Source organism: Arthrobacter sp. ATA002, from assembly GCF_026898095.1.
In the GTDB taxonomy this organism is placed as follows: domain Bacteria; phylum Actinomycetota; class Actinomycetes; order Actinomycetales; family Micrococcaceae; genus Arthrobacter_B.
Window position 1 is genome coordinate 3,817,152 of the sequence record NZ_CP114015.1, and the last position, 20,319, is coordinate 3,837,470.

The window sequence follows — 20,319 nt, forward strand, 5'->3', positions numbered from 1 at the left end:
CCTTACACTGCATCTTCGGCCGGCAGCCCGCCGGTTTCCCGCCGCAGGATGGACAGGATCCCGTCCGAGGGGCCGAACAACACGCCGCCGCTGTAACGGCGGCGCGCACGGGTCTAGGGTGGAGCGCATGCTTCCCGAGGAACCGCTGCATGAAATTCAGGGCCGGGCCGACGACGCCGCAGCCTCCGTCACGGCGGCTTTCACCCGTCCGCTGCTCGGCCTGCCGGGCACCGCTCTGGCGGCCGTCGAGAGCCCGGGCGCCGCAGCCTCATGCCCGGCCCCTGGCACTATTGGTGGCAGGCCCACTATGTTGATGCACTGGTCGACGCCGCGCTGCGCGGCAATTCCGATGCGCTCCGCCGGGCCCACAAACTGGTGCGCGGCATCCGGCTGCGGAACGGGCTGCGGGCCACCAACTGGTACTTCGACGACATGGCATGGCTGGCGCTGGCCGTGAGCCGGCTTGACGCACTCGCGCCGGTCCGCCCACTGCGTCCGCAGGACACCGACGGTGCCAACGGCGCCGACGGTTCCAACGGTGCCGACGGTTCCAACGGTGCCGACGGACCGGTAGGGCACGGCCGCATCCGCGGATGCTGGCGTCGCTGACGGGAGCCCTGCGGTCCGCCCACACCACGGCCTATGGCGGCGGCTTGTACTGGAACCGGCGCCGTACCTTCAAGAACACTCCTGCCACAGCGCCGGCGGCACTGCATTTCGCGCGAAGCGGTGACCGGGAACGGGCGCAGTCACTCGTCGATTGGCTCAACGCCGTACTCCTTGACCCCCGCACCGGCCTGTACCTGGACGGCATCAAGCCAGCGGCGTCCGGCTCCAAGGATCCGATCGTGGAGCGCGCAGTTTTCACCTACAACCAGGGGCCGGTCCTCGGTGCCCTGCTGGAGCTCGGCGGTCCGGCGAATCTGGACCGGGCCGCCGAGCTGGTGGGAGCCGTACGCACCGAGCTGACCCATGCGGGCACGGCCGTGCTGATCACGCACGGCACCGGCGATGCCGGGCTGTTCACCGGCATCCTGTGCCGCTACCTGGCACTGGCTGCTGTCTCGCCAACACTTTCCATGCCGCGGCGGGACGAGGCCGCAGAGCTGGTGGCCGCCACAGCCCGGGAACTGTGGGCGGGACGGACCAAACACGGAGAACGCACGGTCTTTTCCCCGCATCCCCTCCAGCCGGCGGAACAGCAGTACCCGGCAGGGACCGCCGTCGGCCTCTCCACCCAGCTCTCGGCGTGGATGATCCTGGAGGCAGCAGCGCGCGTCCGGCGCGGGCACAGCTAACTTCCGGCGCGGCTGCGCGGTGCCGGCCCGCCGCGGACACGGCTCACGCCTACGTGTGCCTGTCCTGCCCGCCGCACCCGCGCCCCGCACCTAGTGCGTCCTGCCACCCCGGGGACGCTGCGACGTCGCAGCACGCTCGTCCAGATCCGCAAGGGTCAGCCGGTGGCGGGGCGACGGCGGCAGCGGGCTGCTGCTCGTGACCTGCAGCGACGGAGTGACGTGCAGGATTTCACCGCTAGCCATGAGCCGCCAGTTGGGGTTGTCATCCATTTTTTCGGTGGCGAGCAGCACGGCGGGCCGCTGATCTTCGCGCAGCTGCCGGCTGTGGACGCTGATCCGGGGCGTCGACATTTTGCTGTGCCGGTCCCCGGTGGAGAGCTCCAGAACGTAGAGGGGATGGGTGTCCGGATACCGCACGGCCCACAGATCGGCCTCATCGGCCAGAATGATGTTGACGGCGAAGAGCCGAAGGTTTTCGGCAATCCATCCCAGGGCGGAGGCTATTGCCGCGCCAACGTCGCCGCCGTTGCTCCGGGCTTCCGCAGTAATCAGGGCAAACACCCGCTCCGAGTCCGTTTCGCCCTTCACCAGGTCCATTCCGCCCAGCTGCCGCAGCCGGGCATCGAGCCGGTCCAGGTCCTGGACCACCCCGTTGTGGGCGAAGAGCCGGTTGTCCTGCTCGAACGGGTGGGTGTTGGCTTTCACGTCACCGCCGGTGCTGGCATACCGCACGTGGGCGACGAACGTGATGCTCTCCATGTCCCTGGCCTCGGCTGCATACGCTTGATCCTCGTACGCTGCGATGGGTGCCTTCACCATCGACGGCCGGCCCTCGCGGTCATACACCCCGATGCCGAATCCGTCGGCCTCGCGCCGGCTTTGCTCCGCAAGGCTGTCCGGGGCTGTGAGGAGCCAGAAGGTTGCTTTGACCGGTTGATTCCCGGCATGCATACCGAAGAGCCGACACATGGTGATCCTCCCGGATTTACCGCGGCACGGAGGTCCGCCGCAGGTTTCCCCTGACATGAACTGTCAATCCAGCGTCCCGCGGCGGTGTGGCAATGGCAAGGGCGCAGCCCGCCGATGCCCCGCGCAGCACAACCCCGTCACCGCGGCGGCTGCGGATAGGGCGTGAGCCCCTCTGCCAGCATCCGTACGGCCGCCTCAATCCTGCGCCCCCGGGCGGCGGGGGTCCTCACCGCGTGGAGGCGGAGGTAGAGGGCGAAGCGGTTCTGCGCGTTCAAGGCGTCATACGTGGCCTGAGCCGCAGGCACGCCCGCTATGGCGGCCAGCAGATCCTCGGGAACCCGGGCGGTTGCTGATCCTGCGTAGGCAGCGGCCCAGCGCCCGTCCGCCTTTGCCTGTTCGACGGCGGCGCGGCCGGCCTGGTGCATCCTCCCCTCCGCTTCCAACTGCTCAGCGAATCCGACATTCCGCTGGCTCCACATGCTGCGCGGACGGCGCGGGGTGAACCGCTGGAGGTAACTCTCCCCATCACGGCGGTTGGCCTGCCCGTCAATCCAGCCAAAGCACAGGGCCTCCAGAAGCGCCCCGTTGTACGACAATCCGGTGACGTTTCCTCCCTTGCGGCCCAGGACCAGCAGTACTCCCGGGGACTGTGCGTGATGGGTTTCCAGCCAGCGCCGCCATGCTGCCGCGTCCGGGAGCAGCAGTTCCGGCAGGGGTGCCTTCGTCCCTGCACCGGTGGCCGCCGGCTTCTTCGATGTGCTGTCCATGTCCATGTCCATGAGGCTATGCCTGCGCAGAGACTGCAGAAAGGGGCGGGCCAGTTCAGCCGAGGGCCAAAGCGCCGCGCGTCGGCTCAATGCGCCCGCCGGATTGCGGTAAAACACTGCTATGAGTGTTCGTACCCCTGACCCTTATCCCGGCTGGCTCTCCGAAGATGACCTGCATGACGCCAGGCAGCGTCTTCCCATGGTCTATGTGGAAGCGGTGCCGGTCCGGTGTGATCCGCTGGGTTACGTAACCGAAGTAGGCCTGCTGCTGCAGGCTACCGAGGAAGGCAAGATGGTCCGGACCTTTGTCTCCGGGCGCGTCATGTACCGGGAAACCATCCGGGCCGCCCTGCTGCGCCACCTCGAAAAGGATCTGGGGCCAATGGCCTTTCCGCAGCTGCCGCCGGCACTGACACCGTTTACCGTTGCCGAGTATTTCCCGTCGCCCTCCCAATCAGGGCTCACTGATGAACGCCAGCACGCCGTCGCACTGGCCTACCTCATTCCCGTCACCGGTGAATGCGATCCGCGGCAGGACGCCCTGGAGCTGTCCTGGCTGACACCGGAAGAGGCCCTAAGCCCCGGGATTTACGCCGAGTTTGCCGGCGGCCGGGGGGACCTCCTGCGGCAGGCGCTCGCATCAGCCAGCTGGGGACGCTAAGCGCCCGTTACCGCTTCTTTATATACTGGGGGCCGACTGCCCGAGGAGAAGGAACCTGCCATGCCAGAGAGCCAGCCGGAATCTTACACATTCCGGGTCAACGCCGAGCTGCTTGCCCCCGGACAGATTCCTGTGCATGAAAGCACCCCGCTGGCTCCGGTCCGTGACAGCTCGGTGGAGAACGACGACTTCGGCGTGCCCGCCCTCGTCCATCTGGTGCTCGAGGACGGCATGACGCTGCGGCTGGCGTACGGCTCGTCCGTCCGGGTCCAGGCCCTGCACCCTCCGGCGCGCCCGCGGATGCTGTGCGCACGGTGCCCGCTGAGGAGGAAAATTACGCCGCGGCCGTTGCAGCCGCTGCCGCCGCACACCCGGATAACAGCCGCGTGCAGGACATTTCCGTCCGGCTGGGCCGTGGCCTGAACGTAAAGTCGGGCAGCAATCTGCGGGATGTCCGGGACCTTGCCCACACGCTGTATGTGGACCTGGATGACTCCGAAAACGCGCTGCAGGTCTGTAACATCATCACCGGGCTGCCGTTCGACGGAAACTTCGGCCGGTGGACCTGGATTCAGGGTGCGCTGTCGCTGGCGGCGCACATCACGCACGAGTCCGGAGACGAGGAAACCTCAGCAGCTTATGCGCAGGCAGTCCGGGCGGGCGACGCCGCGGAAAGCGATCCGCTCAAGGCCAAGCTGGCGGCGGAGATGCTGCAGCGGCAGCTGAACGAACCCAACCTTTACGACCGCGAAATCCACCGGTCAGCCGAGGCCGGAGACGGCCACAGCGAACGGGAGTGGCGTGTCCTGCGTCTTGATCAGCTGCTGTATCTGCGGGCCCACGGCGGATCCCAGACACTTTCAGAGAGCGAACTGGACCGCCGGATCCGCAACGAACTCATCGCCGTCCGCGGCCTGAACCTGGACCTTTAGGATCCGTCCGCAGCTGCGGACTGACCCCCGTGCCGGCCCCGTCTTCGCTGGTGCTGGCTGCGGCTTCGCCAGTGCTGGACCAGCACCATGGCCATGCCCACCGATGCGCCAATGACAGTTTCCACGGCCCGGTCCGAAACCAGCAACAGCGGATTACCGGGATGCGCCAGTTCCGTACTCACCAGGGCCAGCGGCGTGACGACTACCTGGGCGAGGGCGTACTGGCGCGCAATGAGCATCTCCGCGCCGAACTGCAGCAGCGCAATCACCACCACCATCTGCCACGGCTCCAGCCCGGGCAGCAGGATGACTGCCGTCAGCAGCAGGCCGCCGAAAGTACCCAGGATCCGCTGCAGTCCCCGGTGGATCCGGTTGCGGACGGTCAGCCCGACCAACGGCACCGTAGCTGCCACCATGGCCCAGTAATTATGGCCGATGCCCATGGCCGTGGCGATCGATCCGGCCACCGCGGCCACCAGGGCATACTGTCCGGCGTCGACATAAATGGCCCTGCGCTGGGCCGGGCTGAAACGCGGCCGCTCCGGCTTTTCCCACGCCGTGCGGTGGCGGCGCAGGAACCAGCCGGAAAGTCCCAGCAGCAGGGCAAAAAGCACGGTTCCGGCCGCTGCCAGCAGTGCCTGCCAGAGAGGCGGTTGGTTCGGTACTGAGGAAATGGCGGCGTAGGCAAAGATATGGAACAGGGATCCCGCAGGACGGAGCCGCCAGAATCCCGTCGCCAGAGTACCAAGCCCTGCCACGGCCGTAGTGCCCGCCACGATGTCCCAGGGGCCGGGGTCCAGCCGGGAGGTCAGGGCGCCGGCCAGGATTACGGCGAGCATCAGCGCAGCGGCCCGCAGCTGATGGCCGAAGCGCTGGCGGTGCGGCTCGTTCCTGCCATAGATGCCCGTGAAGGCGCCAAAACTGGCAAAGATAGCCAGGTCAATGCGTCCGAACGCCAGCAGCAGAAGCAGCGGAACTCCGACGCCGAGGCCGCACCGGATCGCCACGTGGTGGTCGTTGTGGGCGGGAGCGATCCGAAACATCTCACGCAGGTGGTTCAAGGAATTCCGCTCGGCCTTTCAGGTGCGGTCAGGGACACAGGTGCGGTCGGATACCGCCGCCAAACCGCCCTGTCCACCGTACTCCCGCCCGTAACCACCACCGGAATAATGTGGTGCGCATCCCACTGCCCGGCGGCGTCAGGCACGAAACCCGGCGGCGTCGGGCACGGAGCCCGGCGGCGTCGGGCACGGAGCCCGGCGGCGCACCTGCTTCCGCGGCCCGTAGGGCAAAATGGAGGAGTGTCCTCCTCAACGTTCTCCTTTGCCCTCGGTAAGCGCCTGCGCGAAACCACTGCCCCAACAGCTACGCAGACGCAGGCCAACGGGGGTGAGTTCCAGGGCCGCACCGGCACGATCACCACACCGCACGGAGAGATCGCGACGCCGGCATTCATAGCCGTCGGAACCAAGGCCACCGTGAAGGCCGTGCTGCCCGAGTCCATGGCCGATCTGGGCGCCCAGGCACTGCTGGCTAATGCCTACCACCTGTATCTGCAGCCGGGTCCGGACGTCCTGGATGCCGCCGGCGGCCTGGGTAAGTTCATGAACTGGTCCGGCCCCACCTTCACCGATTCCGGCGGCTTCCAGGTGATGAGCCTGGGTGCCGGTTTCAAAGTCATCAATATGAACGCGGACGGCACCACCCATGCCACCGGGGCGGACGACGCCGTCGCACCGGGCAAGGAGCGCCTGGCCCACATTGACGACGACGGCGTGTGGTTCAAGTCCCACCTCAACGGTGACAAGCACCGTTTTACACCCGAAGTTTCCATGCAGGTCCAGCACCAGATCGGTGCGGACATCATGTTCGCCTTCGATGAGCTGACCACCCTGATGAACTCGCGCGAATATCAGGAAATGTCCCTGGAACGGACACGCCTTTGGGCCCAGCGCTGCATCACGGAGCATCAGCGGCTCACCGAAGAACGGGTCGGCAAGCCGTATCAGGCGCTGTTCGGGGTGCTGCAGGGCGCCCAGTACGAAGACCTTCGCCGGAAAGCCTCCCGCGATTTGGGGGCGATGGACTTTGACGGCTTCGGCATCGGCGGCGCGCTGGAAAAGGAAAACCTCGGAACCATCGTCCGCTGGTGCACCGAGGAACTGCCCGAGGATAAGCCCCGGCACCTGCTCGGCATTTCCGAACCGGATGACATCTTCACCGCCATTGAAAACGGTGCCGACACCTTCGACTGCGTCTCCCCCACCCGGGTGGCCCGCACGTCAGCGTTCTACACGCCGTACGGGCGGCTGAACCTGTCCAATGCCCGGTTCAAGAAGGACTTCAGCCCGCTGGTGGAGGGGTGCGACTGCTATGCCTGCGCTCACTACACCAAGGCCTACATCCACCATCTGTTCCGCGCCAAGGAAATGGTGGCGGCCACCCTCGTGTCGATCCACAACGAGCGTTTCACCGTAAAACTGGTCGACGACGCCCGCCTGGCCATCGAAGACGGCTCTTTCTTCGACTTCAAGGCGGACACCCTCGGAAAGTACTACAGCGCCAAGTAGCAGCGGGGCCAGCGCGGCCGCTGGTGGTTAGTTCCAGGTGCGGGGCAGCGGCGGGTTCTGGTCCGGGTCCTGCTCTCCGGTGGGACTCTGGTCGGCCTCCGGCGGATCCTCCGGCCCGCCGGACTCCGGCCCACCTGACTCTGACGCGGAGCCGCCTTTTCCTGCCTGATCCTTGCCCGCCGATTCCCCGGAAGCCAACGGGCCGGCATGGAAACCCTCGTTGTCCGCCGCTTCCCCGGCGCCTGCTGCTTCTGCAGCATCCCGTCCGGAGTTCTCCTGACCGCGCTCCTGCATCCCGTTCCTCCTCGATCACATCTGCCCGGCTGCGCCGTTTTCCGCATCCCCAACCACGCCGTTCACGCTTCCCGACCCCGGCGTTGGCCCTTCCGTGCGGCGGTGAATGCGACGCTAGAGCAAAAAGCCCGGACGCAACAGAGCGTCCCGAAAATCACCCGCAGCAGGTACCCCGGTGCCGCCGGCATACCCTCAGGCGGCGCGAATTACCCGGTGATCGGAGCCGAAGCGCCGCCGGCACCGTAACTTGGTTCACGCTTCTTGATCGCCTTGATGACGACGGCGGTCACAGGGACAAACAGGAACTCCACGAGGGTTTTGTACACGAAACCGAAGATCACGTAGTTAATGAACCCGCCGGCGTCGGTGATCCCGATGACCGGGGCAGCTATGGCGCAGAAGATCAGGGTGTCCGCGAACTCGCCGACACCGGTGGAGGCCATGAGCCTTCCAATCAGCGCCCGTTCCCGGAACCGTTCCTTCATCTTGACCAGCACCCAGGAGTTGAGGGTCTGGCCGGCCAGGAAGCCCAGCAGGCTGGCCGCCACAATCTGCCAGACCGGCCCCAGCGCCAGCTCCAGGGCCGCCTGTTTGGCCTGCCCGTAGTCGTCGTCGAAGCCGGGAAGCGCAATGATGACGGCAAAGCTGAGGGCCGCTCCGGCGGCAACCGCAAAGCCGGTAAAGATGGCGCGCCGCGCCGCCTTAAAGCCGTACACCTCGCTGATGACATCGCCCAGGATGTAGGCCAGCGGAAAGAGGAAAAAGCCTCCGTCAGTGACGATGCTGAAATCTCCAAAGATCGGACCGAGCACCACGCCCTTGGTGGCTCCGATGTTGGAGATGACGATGACGACGCACATGAGCGTCAGGATGATGTCGTAATGCGAGCTGCCGCGGGCCGCGAAGGCCAGGGCGAGCGCCGGATCGACGCCGGTGGAGGTGTGCATGGGAATTCCGTTTCGTAGTGGTTCGCCGGGGCTTTCGCCGGCTGTATTAGCACTGTGCCCGCTGCACCGGGCGGCCCTGCCGGGGGCCGCCGTCAATTCTGCCACGTTCCGGCCGGCAGCATGCGTGTGGTCACCGGCACCAACACTCATTGAACCTTTTTGAACGCGTTCAAAAAGATGATGTACTGACAGGCGTGCCGGGCCGCTGCGGGCAGATGCAGGACGCTTGACCGCGGACTGAACCCGGCCGATAACTGAAATCAAGGAGCGTTGATGGCCGCCACGGTCAAGAGTGAACAGACCCGGCGGCAGCTGATCGAGTCGGCGCTCTCCCTTTTCCGCACGCAGGGGTACGCCAAAACCACCATGCGGAGCATTGCTGAAGCCGCAGGAGTGTCAGTGGGCAACGCCTACTACTACTTCCGGTCCAAGGATGAGCTCGTAGCGGAGCTGTACCGGAGCCTCGAGGATGAACACCGCAGCCGCAGCCTGCCGCTGCTGCGCGAGGGCACAACCTGGGTGAACACCTGAGGCTTATCCTGCTGGCGCACCTGGACATCCTGGAGCCCTACCATGACTTTGGCGGCCAGTTCCTGCGGCTGGCCATGCCGCCGTCGCCGGCTCCCGAACGCCGCGGCCACCGCGGCGCGGCTGATGCGGGAATCGGACGGGCGAAATCGATCGCATTGTTCCGGCAGGCGGTCACGGTTTCCCGTCCGCAGCCGCCCCTGGCAATCCGCGACGACCTGCCCGAACTGCTGTGGCTGGTCCATATGGGTATTACCCTGTTCTGGATCTACGACCGCTCCCCGGGGCAGCGCCGGTCCCGCAGGCTCGCACACAGTGTCGCTCCCCTGACGGCAAAGCTCGTCATCCTCTCCCGCCTGCCCGTGGTGCGCAATATCGTGGAAGATGTTGTCCACTTATTCCAGGAGCCCGACGCGATGACTGACCAGGCCGACGACGAGGTCGCACCTTCCGCGCCGGCTGCAGCGAACAGCGCTCCCGGCAGTCCGCGGGTGCTTCCCGGACCGCTGGCTTCGGCCCTTGGATACCTCGTCGCATGCCTCGTCCTCGCCTCGATCGCTACCCTGGCCGTGGGCTGGGGCACGGCGCGGGATTTCTGGGGATACGCGTGGACCGTCATCGTCGCGGCATTCTATGCCGCCGGACTGGGGCTGTTTACCGCCCTGCCGGTGGCCCTGCTCCTTGGCTGGTCACTGCGCCGCGTGTTGAACCAGGGGGTCCATGTCCTGGCCTTCTTCCTCGTGCCGACGCTGCTCGCATGGCTGATCATCGGGCTCAGCGTGCAGTCGGTGACCGTGCCGCTGCTCATGGCTGCGGCCATCGGCCTGTCCATGGCCGCCGGACGCGCCGCTATCTGGCGGCTCGCGCGCGCCTAACAGCAGAGCAGCCTCCGGCACTGTGACGTCCCCATGTACAGGGCGGGGCCGTGTCACCGCACCGGTGGCACCGGTGCGCACTTTGGGTGGAAGATGGAGACATGTCTGCTAACACACACTCCGCCGGAACTGCTGCTCCGGCCGTCACCCTTACTATCGCCGGTTCCGAAGCTACCGGCGGGGCCGGCGCCCAGGCTGACCTGAAAACGTTCCAGGAATTGGGGACCTATGGGATCGCCGCGCTGACGTGCATCGTCTCATTCGATCCGAAGGACAACTGGAACCACCGGTTCGTTCCCGTCGAAGCCGGGGTGATCAGTGATCAGCTCGAAGCAATCCAGACCGCCTACGATCTGACGACCGTCAAGCTGGGCATGCTCGGAACGCCCGCCACCATCGACACCGTGGCCAAGGCACTCCAGAGCCAGGAATGGACCAATATCATCCTGGACCCGGTCCTGATCTGCAAGGGCCAGGAACCCGGCGCAGCGCTGGACACCGACCAGGCGCTGAAGGCCCAGATCCTTCCGCTGGCCACCTTTGTCACCCCGAACCATTTTGAGTCCATGTCCCTGTCGGGCATGGATGCCATCGAGAGCGTGGAGGACCTGCAGGAAGCCGCACGCCGCATCCATGAAGCCTCCGGGGCAGTGGTGCTTGCCAAGGGCGGAGTACGCCTTGAAGGCGAGGACGCCGTGGACGTGTTCTACGACGGCGAAACCATGGAGGTCCTCCGGGCACCCAAGGTGGGCGACGTTGCAGTCAGCGGTGCCGGCTGCACCCTTGCCGCGGCAATTACCGCGGAACTCGCGAAGGGCTCCACACCTCTGGCCGCCGCCAAGACCGCCAAGGCCTTCGTGACCGAAGGCATCCGCAACCGGGTGTCCTCCCACACCCCGTTCGACGCCCTGTGGCAGGGCAACGCCGGCGCCGGCCCCGCCCTCTAGGCACGGGGGCCGCCCGCCGCCGGGGTAACCGGCGTGCGGGCGGATCGGCAGCCCACCGTGCGGGCCTGCAGGTGCGGGCCGGTAGCCGGGCGGCTCCGGCAGCGCGTGAGCGGTCCCCTAGCGCCGGAAGAGCTTGGCGTACACCCGGTGCAGCGACAGGGCACTCTGGACCGTCCGCGAGGAAGTCAGCCGCCGGTGTTCGGCCTGCAGCTCCTCATGTTCGCGCGCCTGCTCCCGGGTGTAGGAGCGGAGCCGGTCCTCTTCGACGCCTTCCTGTGCCTCCACGCGGGAACGCGGATAGAACGCTGCCGCGCTTCCCTCCGCTGCTGCCACCCAGGGGCCGTGTGCCTCAAACCGCGGCACTGCGGGCAGGTCGGCGCAAGATGAACCCGAGGATCCACGGAGCGGCGGATGCCCCGACAGGACGGCGGCCGCGGCGTCCCACCAGGATTTGCTCCACGCTGTCCGGGACGGCAGTGCCGCCGTGAGATGGCCCGAAATGTCGCTGCGGCGCTGCCAGGCCTCCGTGAGTGCCGGGCCCAGCAGGTTCTCCTGCAGCGCGGGCAGGGAAGGGCAAAGTCCGCCATCCCCCAGTTTCCCATCGCCCCTGCGATCCGGACTCCGCTGTAGGTGTCCGTTGCCAAACCCACGACAGGAACTCCGGCGGAGAGCGCAAAGACCGCCGGATGGTAGCGGGAAGTTACGACCAGGGAGGCGCCGGCCGTCAGAGCCGCCACCTGCCGTGCCGGCAGGACCGGCAGCTGCTGCAACGGTGTGCTCATCGAATCCGCAATGCGGGTGTGGGACTCCAGGTCCCAGCCCCGGTCCGAGCCAACGCCCATGTGCGGAATGAAGACCGCCGGCAGTCCGGTCCGTTCGTGCAGGGCGTCCAGCTCCGCACCCAGCCGGGCAGGAAAGTCACCGGTATCCGCGGAGGTGGGGGCAACAGTCACGGCAACATAGCCGCTGTCCGGCAGTGCGTCGATGCCGCTGCCCAGTTCGGCGCCCGAAATCTCCCCGGGTTCCAGGAAGGACGCATCATCCAGGCCTGCGACGGCGGTGGCGCCCAGACTCCGCGCCAGCTGCAGGGACGCCGGCTCCCGCATCGAGCTCATCGCCGCCGATTCCAGCATCCGGGCCAGCTCGGCGGCATCCGGAGCGGTCAGCTGCGGGCCGAGTGTCTGGCCGGAAATGACCACCGGCTTTCCCAGCGCCCGGGCAACCGCGACGACGGCGGCACGCTCGTAGAGCAGCCAGCCGTAACGCGAGTTCAGGTTGCCGCCGCCGGCAACCAGGACGCCGTCGCATTCCGACAGCACACCAATCAGGGCGCGGGCCGGGTCTCCGGCCGGAAGTTCGGCGGTACCGCCGAGATGGCTGCGGATGCGCCGCAGGTAGGCTTCACGCTCGGCCGGCGGCCAGGGAAAGGAAGCGTTGCGGCGGCACGGCAGCCAAACAGCCGCTGCGTTTGTTCCGGGTTGCGGGAAAGCAGCAGCACCTGCAGTCCGCGGCGGCGCAGTTCATCAGCAGCCGCGTGTCCCATGGCTTCGTCGCCGGCGTGATAAACGTCCTGGCCGAGGTCAGCCAGGACAGCAATACGTACTGTCATCTGCGGGATTTCCCGCGCAGGGCCGTCAGGAGCACGGCCGCAGCCGTGTTGCCGCGCCGCAGGATGCCGCTGAAGCTGGTCCGGCGCGTGACCGTATCCTCCAGCCGCTGGAGGGCGTCGGTGAGCTGCGCCTGCATCGCATCCATTCGCCGCTGGTTCTCCAGCAGCAGCTCCTTCTGCTCGTTCATCATGCAGCTCACCTCTAGCAGGACTCCCAGACCCCCGTTGCTCAGGTCCCTGCGCAGGTACTCATCGCGGACATAGCGGTCGAAACGCCGATGGTCCGCAGCTTTGTCGAAGATGCTGTTGGCGTCGGCGCCACTGGCGGCAGGGCGCTGGCTCCAGAACGCAAGCACCTCTCCGTCCAGGAACCCGATCGGCTGGCGGGAGAGCACCCGAATGTTGAATTCCCAATCTCCGCAGACGTCCATTCTTTCGTCGTAATAGCCAAGTTCTTCATGCAGCGACCGCCGGTAGAGGAAGGAAATAGGGACGGCACGGTTAACCTGGAGCATCTCACCAAGTGATATTTGCTGCATATCCCCCCAGAAAGGAACGGACCCCGTCTCCCGGATTTCGTCACCGTCAATTTCTTCATAGCGTATGTTCGTCCGTACGACAACCCCCGCATCGGAAGAATCAGCCAGATAACGGACCGTCCGCTCGAGGAATTCGGGGTGCCAGAGATCGTCGTCGTCGTGAATGGCAATGTACTCGGAGTCACAGCTGCGGATACCTGCATTGGACGCTGCTTCCATCCCCCGGCTCTGCTCGTGGGTCACCACGGTGACCAGCGCCCGGGAGGCTTCGGGGAACAGGGCGAGCACATCTGCGACGCGTTCGGGGCTGCCTCCGTCATTGACGACGACCACCCGGATTCCGCGGTAGGTCTGGGAAAAGATGTTGTTGAGCGCGCGCTGCAGAAATTGCGGACGGTCCTTGGTCCTGACAATCACGGCTACTGACGGTGTTACTGGCGCTGACACTTGGCTCCCGGGGTTGACTCCACTTCCTCCTCCACGATACCGGCAGCCCGGGCGCCGCGATTATCGCCCGCCGGACCGGGCCGGGCCGCGCCCGCGGAACGATTCGCTTTTACTGTTGACATCTCTTTAGCGAGGAACAAAGGTACAGGTAGCGCCGCGGTTTGATCCTGACCAACAAATCGTGAAACTACCCGGTTCGTCTTTTAGTCAATACCTCATTGCCCAGTCTCGGTCGGTGGGATTCGGATCAAAGATTCGTCCCAGGCGTCGGCATCCTTTCTTAAAATAAGGAGAAGTATGAACAATCCAAACCATCGGAGATCAGGAAGGGCCACGCTGGCGACACTTGCCGGCCTGGCCTTGGTCTCCAGTATGTGGACCCCGGCTTCGGCCGTGGAGGGAACACGCAGGGGGACCCGACGGCACAGGGCCTGGCCCGTGTCTCGCCGGAACTTAAGGTCTCAGCTGACTTGTCCACTAAGCAGGGGCCGGTCTCAGTGTTCGTTCAGTTCACCGGCAAAGGCGCCTTTGAACAGACTCAGCCGCAGGAAGTCCGCAACGGGCTTGCCGCACCCCTGAACAAGGCATCCGAGGTGCAGCAAATCCGTGCCTCGATCGAAGCGCAGGCGCAGGAAGTTGCCGCACAGGCTTCCTCCAGCATTCTCTACACGACCACCAACACCATCCCCGGTGTCGCCATGAACGGTGACGCCGAGGCCATCCGGGCGCTGGCATCACGCAGCGACGTCGCGAAGATCACCGGCATCGTCCCGAAGACCCACGAAAACAAGGGAGGGACATTGATGTCCGCGCCCTTGATTCGTGGGTGCAGCGGGACCAGACCGGCGAGGGAATCACCATCGCCGTGCTGGATACCGGGATTGACTACACGCACTCCGACTTCGGCGGCCCCGGAACCCTGGAAGCCTTTGCCACGGCACAGGCTTCCAACGAGATGCCAGCCGCGGATTCGGGCCTGTACGATCCTGAGAAGTTTGCCGGCGGCTGGGACCTCGTCGGGGATGACTACAACGCCGACCCGACCGTTCCCGAACTCTACAACCCCGTCCCCGCGCCCGATGCAAACCCGCTGGACTGCCAGAGTCACGGTTCGCACGTCGCCGGCACTGCAGCCGGTTACGGCACCAACGCTGACGGCACCACCTTCCGGGGTGACTATTCGGAGCTGACGGCCGAGGACGTCAACGCCATGGGCATCGGCCCGGGCACCGCACCTGAGGCAAAGCTTGTCAGCGTCCGGGTGTTCGGCTGCGACGGCTCCTCCGAGGTGGTCGGCCAGGCCCTGGACTACGTCCTGGACCCCAACAACGACGGCGACTTCAGCGACCGGGCCCAGGTTGTAAACATGTCCCTGGGCTCTACCTTCCCCGCCTACGACGATCCGGAAAACGACATCGTCAACGCGTTGACCGCGCAGGGCATCCTGTCTGTGGTTTCCTCCGGCAACTCCGGCGACATCTACGACATCGGCGGCTCGCCGGGCAGCGCCGAAACAGCGCTGACCGTGGCCAACAGCGTTGGCTCGCAGACCACCCTGGACGCCGCCAGGGTCCTGGCTCCGGACACCGGAACCGCCAGCGGCCAGTACACCGCCAGCTACAATTACGCCACCGCTCCCGCGGAAGCCCTCACCGGCACCGTAGTCATGGGTCCGGAAGGCGACAACTCCGACGGGTGTGCCCCGCTTGATGCCGGGGACGATGCCGGCAAGTGGGTCTGGCTCACCTGGGATGACGACTCCACCACCCGTGAATGCGGCTCCCTGGTCCGCTGGGACAACGCAGCAAAGGCCGGCTACGCCGGCGTCGTTGTCGATTCCACCCTCAACGGTTTTGACGCCGGCGTCGGCGGCAATGCGCTGATCCCCGGCATCCAGCTCACCGCGGATTCCTCGGAAGAGCTGCGACCGGCTGCCCAGGCCGGAACCCTCGAAATCGAACTCGATCCCGCACTGGTGGGTTCGGTAACCGGAGAGTCCGGCGCGCTGGACACCCTGAACTCCAGCTCCTCGCGCGGCGTGCACGGTTCCAACGGCGTCGTCAAGCCTGACGTGGCCGCTCCGGGCACGCAGATCAAGTCCGCGCAGGTGGGCACCGGTACCGGCGCCTCCATCAAGAGCGGCACATCGATGGCCGCGCCGAATGTCGCCGGCATCGCGGCACTGGTGATCGCGGCAACCGACTACAACCCGTACGAGGTCAAGTCGATCATCATGAACACCGCCACCCACGATCTCCTGACCGCCGACGGCATCGCGTACGCACCGAACCGTGTCGGTTCGGGACGCGTCGACGCGCTGGACGCCCTCGAGACGAAGGTCCTGGCTTACGACACCGAGAATCCCCGCCTTACCTCGGTGAACTTCGGTGTCCTGGAGCTCGGTGCCAATCCGATCGAGCTCACCCGCACGGTCACCATCGAAAACAAGGGCGACTCCCCGCAGACCTTCACGGCTGAGTACCTGGCCGCGACGCAGGTTCCCGGCGTTGTCGTCAGCACCGGAACCGCACCGGTTTCCGTCCCCGCCAACGGCAAGGCCACGGTCCCCGTCACGCTCAGCATTGCTGACCCCGCGGCGCTGATCAAGACGATGGACCCGGCAGCCGACAAGATCCAGGCCGGCAATCCCCGCCAGTACATTGCCGAGGCCTCCGGCCGGCTGCAGCTAACGAGCACGACCTCCGAAACCCTCCGGGTGCCGGTGTACTCCGCTCCGAAGCCGACCGCCAACATGAAGGCCAGCTCCAAGATCACGTTCGCCGACGAGTCCGCGCTCTCCGCGCTGACCACCTTCAGCGGCCGTGGCCTGGATCAGGGCGAAGGCAGCGAGGCCTATGTTTCGCTGGTGACCCCGCTGGTTCTCGGTGCCGAGAGCGAGCGCCGCAGCGACTTGGCCCTTGAGTCCCTGTACTCGCTGGACCTGCGCACCGTAGGGGCTTCCTCCAACGTCCCGGCACTCACTGCCGTCGGCGGAGATCTGGATACCTCCACACTGAACATCGGACTGAGCACCTGGGAAAACTGGCCGTCGCTGAACAGCAACAGCCAGGTTGCCGTTGAATTCGACACCAACAATGACGGCGCAACCGACTTCCTGGCCGCCACGAGTTCAGCCTCCGGGCTGGACCAGTTGGTATTCGCGATCTATCCGGTGGTGGATGGAGAACGGGGCGATTCGATGGGTGTTCTCCCGGTCAACGGACGGCTCGGAGATGTTGATACCAACAACTTCGACACCAATGTGCTGACCCTGCCGATGCCGGCTGCCGTCCTTGGGCTGGACCTGACCAAGTCCGCCCCGATCCAGTACCGGGTAACCACATCCAATGCCCTGAGCGTTAATGAGAGCGGGCAGAATGTCCCGGTCGACACCACCGACTGGATTGGCTTCAACGTCACGGAGCCGGCCATGTGGTTCCAGGGCGCCCCGGGCACCGAGAATGTGAACCTCTTCGAGGAAGTGGACGCAGCAACCCTGGCGGTCAACCGCCAGGCCAGCACCACCGAGGGCAAGGCACTGTTCCTGCACCACCACAACGCCGAAGGCGTCAAGGACCAGGTGGCCAAGATTGAACTCGGCCCGCTGCGCTTCCCGGACGTTCCGGGCGGCATGTTCGAAGAGGACATCAACTGGATGGCCGATCAGGACCTGACCACCGGTTACGACGACGGCACCTACCGTCCGGCCGGCTCCATCAACCGTGATGCGATGGCTGCCTTCCTGTACCGTCTGGCCGGCTCCCCGGCCTACGACGCACCGGATGTATCGCCCTTCACGGACATCACACCGGACACCCAGTTCTACAAGGAAATCTCCTGGCTCGCGTCCAGCGGGATCTCCACCGGCTATCCGGACGGCACGTTCCGCCCGGTGGCACCGGTTGCGCGTGATGCGATGGCTGCCTTCATGAACCGGTTTGCCGGCGAACAGTGCTCCGTTCAGGATGCATTGGGCTACCAGGCTCCGGGCACGGCGTCGTTCACCGATGTGGACGTGAACAACCAGTTCCACAAGGAAATCTCGTGGATGAAGGACTCCGGTGTTTCCACCGGCTGGCCGGACAACACGTTCCGTCCGTACGAGGACGTGTCGCGTGAAGCCATGGCGGCGTTCATTCACCGCCTGGACACGTACAACAACGAAAACGGCGGCTGCAACTCCTTCTAACCGGGAAGGAGCCGCCACTGAAGTAACCAGCAGATAAAAAGAGCCGCGGGTCCGGGAGAAATCCGGGTCCGCGGTTCTTTGCTCGAAACCGCTTTTTACCCGCAACCGCTCTGTGCCCGCAACCGCTCTGTGCCGGAGACAGCCTCAACTGCCGCCGGTTACTTCAGCAGCTTGGACAGCCTGCGGTCAGCAAGCAGTTTGCCGCTGGTCTGGCAGGTGGGACAGTACTGCAGCGACGAGTCCGCGAAGGACACTTCCCGGACGGTGTCCCCGCAGACCGGACAGGGTTCCCCGGTGCGGCCGTGGACACGCATGGCCCGGCGTTTCGAGTCTTTCAGTTCGGCTGCCGGGCGGCCGGCCGCGTTGGCATTGGCCGATTCGAGAACGGCCCGCAGCGCCTCGTACAGCCGCGACACTTCCTCGTCCTTCAGTTTGGCCGCGACAGCAAACGGCGACAAATGGGCGGCATGCAGGATTTCGTCGCTGTAGGCGTTGCCGATGCCGGCAATGACCGACTGGTCCCGCAGCAGTCCCTTGATTTGTCCCCGGTGCGCGGCGACCAGGCCGGTGAAGGCGGCGAAGTCGACGTCGAACGCCTCCGGTCCCAGCCGCGCGATACCCGGCACGTCGGCGGGGTCCCGCACCAGATACACCGCAAGTGCTTTCCTGGTGCCGGCTTCGGTGAGGTCGAAGCCCGGCTCATCCCCGCCGTCGTGCCCCGGTCCTTCCCGCGGAGCGAAACGCACCCGCAGGGCCATGCTCCCCTTGCCGGGGCGCAGCCGTCCGGGCTTCAGCGCATCCGACCAGCGCAGCCAGCCCGCTTTGGCCAGGTGCATCACCAAGTGGACCCCACCGGTGTGAAGGACAATGAACTTGCCCCGGCGTTCGACGCCGGTCACCGGTGATCCCCGCAGGGCATCCACCGGAACGCCGGCAGTCTTCAGGACCGCGAAGGACAGCACCTCCACATCGGACACGACAGCCGGCGGAGCACCGGACGGTAGGAGCTTTTCCCGCAGGAAGTCGACGAGACCCTGCACTTCGGGCATCTCTGGCATGGACCCACCCTAACGGCTTACCGGAATCTGGTCAGTCCCCCTTGTTAGTCCCCCGTGCCCGTCCCCCGCATGCGCCTGCAGGAAGGAATACACCTCGGTCTCATCCACGCCGGGGAACGCCCCCGGCGGCAGGGCGGCCAGCAGGTGGGAGTGTGCCCGGGCGCTGGGCCAGGCGAATCCGGACCATTCCGAGGCCAGCTCCCCCGGCGGCGTGCGGCAGCAGTCCGGATCCGGGCACCGTGACTTGGACCGGGCGGCAGTGTCACGCCCGCGGAACCACTTCACATGCGCATACGGCACTCCAATACTCAGCGAAAACAGGCCGCCGGAGCTGCGCTCGGTGCGGGCCGTGCACCAGTACGTTCCGGCCGGGGTATCCGTGTACTGGTTGAACGCACTGAACTTGTCCGGCACCGCAAACACCTCCCGCGATGTCCAGTACCGGCAGATCGGCTGGCCCTCAATGGCGCCCGTGTGGTCGGCGGGGAACGTCACGCCGTCGTTCTCATAGGCCTTGTAGACAATGCCGGATTCATGGACCTTCTGGAAATGGGTGGGAATGCCCAGGTGCCGGGTGGCCAGGTTCGTGAACCGGTGGGCCGCCGTTTCATAGGACACGGCAAACGCATCACGGATGTCCTCCACCGCAATCTCCTTGGCGGCCTTGGCCCGCTGCAGAAATTCGACGGTGGCGTTCTGCGGCAGCAGCAGCGCAGCAGCGAAATAATTGGTTGCCACCCGCTGGCCCAGGAACTCCCCGTAGCTGCGCGGTGTCTGATGGCCCAGGACGTAGTGGCCCAGGGCCTGCAGCAGCACCGACCGCGGGTCATGGTCCGAGCGCTGGGACTGGGTGAGGTAGATCCGCCGGTTCTTCAGGTCGGTCACGGACCGGGTGGAGTGCGGGAGGTCGGCGACGTGATGCAGGGCGAAACCCAGATGGGCGGCAATGTCGGCGATAACATGCTGCGAGAGCGGACCCGAAGTATGCCCCACCGAGTCCAGCACCTGCTGGGCAGCCTCCTCGTACTCCGGGAAGTAGTTGTCCCGTTCCCGCATCATTTTCCGCAGCTCCCCGTTGGCCCGGCGGGCTTCCTCCGGAGTGGCCACCTGCTCGTTGAGCCGCCGCTCCAACTCTGACTGCAGCCCCACCAGGGATTCGAGCACATCCGTGGGCAGCCGGGAGCTGATCCGAACCGTGGGCAGCCCGAGGGACGCGTACAGCGGCCCGCGCTGGGCCCGCTCCAACTCAATCTCCAGGGCGGCACGCCGGCTCGGCGGCTCCGCCCCCAGCAGGGAGTCAATGCTGACGTCCAGGGCGGCGGCCAGGGACTGCATCATGCCCAGTTTGGGCTCACGCTTTCCGTTCTCGATCAATGACAACTGGGACGCCACGGTACCCACGGCGGCCCCGAGGTCATCCAGGGTCATCCCCTTGGCTTTCCGCAGGTGCCGGATGCGCCGGCCCATGCTGATCACGTCCACGGAGCGTTCCGGATCGGAGCCGGCAGCGGGCTTACGGGAGGCCGGAGCAGGCCGGTTCCATGTCGTGTTCGTCACATTTTCAGATTATGCGAAGAAGTGCCTTTCTTGCCAGAGCAAACCTCTGGAAAGGGGGTTGTTCTTGCCGCAGTGTTGGTTGCACAGCAGGAACCGCCTCGTGACACAACAGGCGGTTGACGCAAACCCCTA

19 protein-coding genes and 1 pseudogene are annotated in these 20,319 nt (G+C 65.8%); 9 read left to right on the forward strand and 11 right to left on the reverse strand.

The genetic code is table 11. The features are described 5' to 3' along the window. Nucleotides 1–270: 270 nt before the first annotated feature. Both OL239_RS18725 and OL239_RS18730 read left to right on the forward strand, forming a co-directional pair. Entirely contained in the window at nt 271–609 is a 339-nt protein-coding gene (locus OL239_RS18725) for a hypothetical protein (RefSeq protein WP_268910144.1), read from the forward strand. Beyond that, on the forward strand, nt 594–1,298 hold the full coding sequence (locus OL239_RS18730) for a glycoside hydrolase family 76 protein (protein WP_268910145.1): 705 nt from the start codon (nt 594–596) through the stop codon (nt 1,296–1,298). The genes OL239_RS18725 and OL239_RS18730 overlap by 16 nt, the downstream gene beginning before the upstream one ends. A 90-nt stretch (nt 1,299–1,388) precedes the next feature. On the opposite strand, the gene OL239_RS18735 is transcribed toward OL239_RS18730, so the two are convergent. Next, on the reverse strand, nt 1,389–2,267 hold the full coding sequence (locus tag OL239_RS18735) for a class II glutamine amidotransferase (RefSeq protein ID WP_268910146.1): 879 nt from the start codon (nt 2,265–2,267) through the stop codon (nt 1,389–1,391). 137 nt (nt 2,268–2,404) lie between these two features. Next, a complete protein-coding gene (locus tag OL239_RS18740) occupies nt 2,405–3,034 on the reverse strand; it encodes a YdeI/OmpD-associated family protein (protein WP_268910147.1) in 630 nt (209 codons plus the stop codon). Between the two features lie 121 nt (nt 3,035–3,155). On the opposite strand from OL239_RS18740, the gene OL239_RS18745 reads away from it, so the two are divergent. Both OL239_RS18745 and OL239_RS19860 read left to right on the forward strand, forming a co-directional pair. Continuing rightward, nucleotides 3,156–3,695, forward strand: a complete 540-nt coding sequence (locus tag OL239_RS18745) for an NUDIX hydrolase family protein (protein ID WP_268910148.1) — start codon at nt 3,156–3,158, stop codon at nt 3,693–3,695. A gap of 60 nt (nt 3,696–3,755) precedes the next feature. Then, a pseudogene (locus tag OL239_RS19860) lies at nt 3,756–4,627 on the forward strand (DUF6707 family protein). On the opposite strand, the gene OL239_RS18760 reads toward OL239_RS19860, so the two are convergent. Next, nucleotides 4,624–5,688 (reverse strand): FUSC family protein, encoded by a 1,065-nt coding sequence (locus tag OL239_RS18760; protein WP_268910151.1) that lies wholly within the window; start codon nt 5,686–5,688, stop codon nt 4,624–4,626. The pseudogene OL239_RS19860 and the gene OL239_RS18760 overlap by 4 nt on opposite strands. 240 nt (nt 5,689–5,928) lie before the next feature. Here OL239_RS18760 and tgt point away from each other — a divergent pair, with 240 nt between their 5' ends. Continuing rightward, a complete protein-coding gene (tgt, locus tag OL239_RS18765; protein ID WP_268910152.1) occupies nt 5,929–7,197 on the forward strand; it encodes a tRNA guanosine(34) transglycosylase Tgt in 1,269 nt (422 codons plus the stop codon). A gap of 27 nt (nt 7,198–7,224) precedes the next feature. Here tgt and OL239_RS18770 read toward each other — a convergent pair whose 3' ends face one another. Together OL239_RS18770 and OL239_RS18775 are read right to left on the reverse strand one after the other, a co-directional pair. Then, the gene (locus OL239_RS18770; RefSeq protein ID WP_268910153.1) at nt 7,225–7,491 is read right to left on the reverse strand and encodes a hypothetical protein; all 267 of its coding nucleotides are present in this window, start codon (nt 7,489–7,491) and stop codon (nt 7,225–7,227) included. 206 nt (nt 7,492–7,697) lie between these two features. After that, nucleotides 7,698–8,438, reverse strand: a complete 741-nt coding sequence (locus OL239_RS18775) for a queuosine precursor transporter (protein ID WP_268910154.1) — start codon at nt 8,436–8,438, stop codon at nt 7,698–7,700. A 273-nt stretch (nt 8,439–8,711) separates the two neighbouring features. Between OL239_RS18775 and OL239_RS18780 the strand changes: the two genes are divergently transcribed. The 3 genes from OL239_RS18780 (at nt 8,712) to OL239_RS18790 (ending at nt 10,788) form a co-directional block, all read left to right on the forward strand. After that, the gene (locus tag OL239_RS18780) at nt 8,712–8,969 is read left to right on the forward strand and encodes a TetR/AcrR family transcriptional regulator (protein ID WP_268910155.1); all 258 of its coding nucleotides are present in this window, start codon (nt 8,712–8,714) and stop codon (nt 8,967–8,969) included. A 29-nt stretch (nt 8,970–8,998) separates the two neighbouring features. After that, nucleotides 8,999–9,841: a hypothetical protein gene (locus OL239_RS18785; RefSeq protein WP_268911823.1), complete on the forward strand. Its 843-nt coding sequence runs from the start codon at nt 8,999–9,001 to the stop codon at nt 9,839–9,841. A 101-nt stretch (nt 9,842–9,942) separates the two neighbouring features. Then, nucleotides 9,943–10,788 (forward strand): hydroxymethylpyrimidine/phosphomethylpyrimidine kinase, encoded by an 846-nt coding sequence (locus tag OL239_RS18790; RefSeq protein WP_268910156.1) that lies wholly within the window; start codon nt 9,943–9,945, stop codon nt 10,786–10,788. Between the two features lie 185 nt (nt 10,789–10,973). Here OL239_RS18790 and OL239_RS18795 read toward each other — a convergent pair whose 3' ends face one another. The 4 genes from OL239_RS18795 to OL239_RS18810 all read right to left on the reverse strand — a co-directional run bounded on the left by OL239_RS18795 (nt 10,974) and on the right by OL239_RS18810 (nt 14,173). Beyond that, nucleotides 10,974–12,182: a polysaccharide pyruvyl transferase family protein gene (locus OL239_RS18795; protein ID WP_329609423.1), complete on the reverse strand. Its 1,209-nt coding sequence runs from the start codon at nt 12,180–12,182 to the stop codon at nt 10,974–10,976. After that, entirely contained in the window at nt 12,113–12,397 is a 285-nt protein-coding gene (locus tag OL239_RS18800) for a hypothetical protein (RefSeq protein ID WP_268910158.1), read from the reverse strand. The genes OL239_RS18795 and OL239_RS18800 overlap by 70 nt, the downstream gene beginning before the upstream one ends. Continuing rightward, complete coding sequence (locus OL239_RS18805) at nt 12,394–13,353, reverse strand: glycosyltransferase family 2 protein (protein ID WP_268910159.1); 960 nt, start codon at nt 13,351–13,353, stop codon at nt 12,394–12,396. Before OL239_RS18805 ends, OL239_RS18800 begins: the two co-directional genes overlap by 4 nt. 694 nt (nt 13,354–14,047) lie before the next feature. Beyond that, nucleotides 14,048–14,173, reverse strand: coding sequence for a hypothetical protein (locus OL239_RS18810; protein WP_268910160.1), 126 nt, complete (start codon nt 14,171–14,173; stop codon nt 14,048–14,050). Between the two features lie 36 nt (nt 14,174–14,209). Between OL239_RS18810 and OL239_RS18815 the strand changes: the two genes are divergently transcribed. Further along, on the forward strand, nt 14,210–17,572 hold the full coding sequence (locus tag OL239_RS18815) for a S8 family serine peptidase (RefSeq protein ID WP_268910161.1): 3,363 nt from the start codon (nt 14,210–14,212) through the stop codon (nt 17,570–17,572). A 158-nt stretch (nt 17,573–17,730) separates the two neighbouring features. On the opposite strand, the gene OL239_RS18820 is transcribed toward OL239_RS18815, so the two are convergent. Together OL239_RS18820 and OL239_RS18825 are read right to left on the reverse strand one after the other, a co-directional pair. After that, complete coding sequence (locus tag OL239_RS18820) at nt 17,731–18,630, reverse strand: Fpg/Nei family DNA glycosylase (RefSeq protein ID WP_268910162.1); 900 nt, start codon at nt 18,628–18,630, stop codon at nt 17,731–17,733. Nucleotides 18,631–18,639: 9 nt separating this feature from the next. Then, nucleotides 18,640–20,187 carry a helix-turn-helix transcriptional regulator gene (locus OL239_RS18825; protein ID WP_268910163.1) on the reverse strand — a complete coding sequence of 516 codons (1,548 nt, stop codon included), beginning with the start codon at nt 20,185–20,187 and terminating at the stop codon, nt 18,640–18,642. Nucleotides 20,188–20,319 lie beyond the last annotated feature (132 nt).

Coding starts and splice junctions, on each gene's coding strand:
- OL239_RS18725 (WP_268910144.1), top strand. CDS start 271: ATGCCCGGCCCCTGGCACTATTGGTGGCAGGCCCACTATGTTGATGCA.
- OL239_RS18730 (WP_268910145.1), top strand. CDS start 594: ATGCTGGCGTCGCTGACGGGAGCCCTGCGGTCCGCCCACACCACGGCC.
- OL239_RS18735 (WP_268910146.1), bottom strand. CDS start 2,267: ATGTGTCGGCTCTTCGGTATGCATGCCGGGAATCAACCGGTCAAAGCA.
- OL239_RS18740 (WP_268910147.1), bottom strand. CDS start 3,034: ATGGACAGCACATCGAAGAAGCCGGCGGCCACCGGTGCAGGGACGAAG.
- OL239_RS18745 (WP_268910148.1), top strand. CDS start 3,156: ATGAGTGTTCGTACCCCTGACCCTTATCCCGGCTGGCTCTCCGAAGAT.
- OL239_RS18770 (WP_268910153.1), bottom strand. CDS start 7,491: ATGCAGGAGCGCGGTCAGGAGAACTCCGGACGGGATGCTGCAGAAGCA.
- OL239_RS18775 (WP_268910154.1), bottom strand. CDS start 8,438: ATGCACACCTCCACCGGCGTCGATCCGGCGCTCGCCCTGGCCTTCGCG.
- OL239_RS18780 (WP_268910155.1), top strand. CDS start 8,712: ATGGCCGCCACGGTCAAGAGTGAACAGACCCGGCGGCAGCTGATCGAG.
- OL239_RS18790 (WP_268910156.1), top strand. CDS start 9,943: ATGTCTGCTAACACACACTCCGCCGGAACTGCTGCTCCGGCCGTCACC.
- OL239_RS18800 (WP_268910158.1), bottom strand. CDS start 12,397: ATGACAGTACGTATTGCTGTCCTGGCTGACCTCGGCCAGGACGTTTAT.
- OL239_RS18820 (WP_268910162.1), bottom strand. CDS start 18,630: ATGCCAGAGATGCCCGAAGTGCAGGGTCTCGTCGACTTCCTGCGGGAA.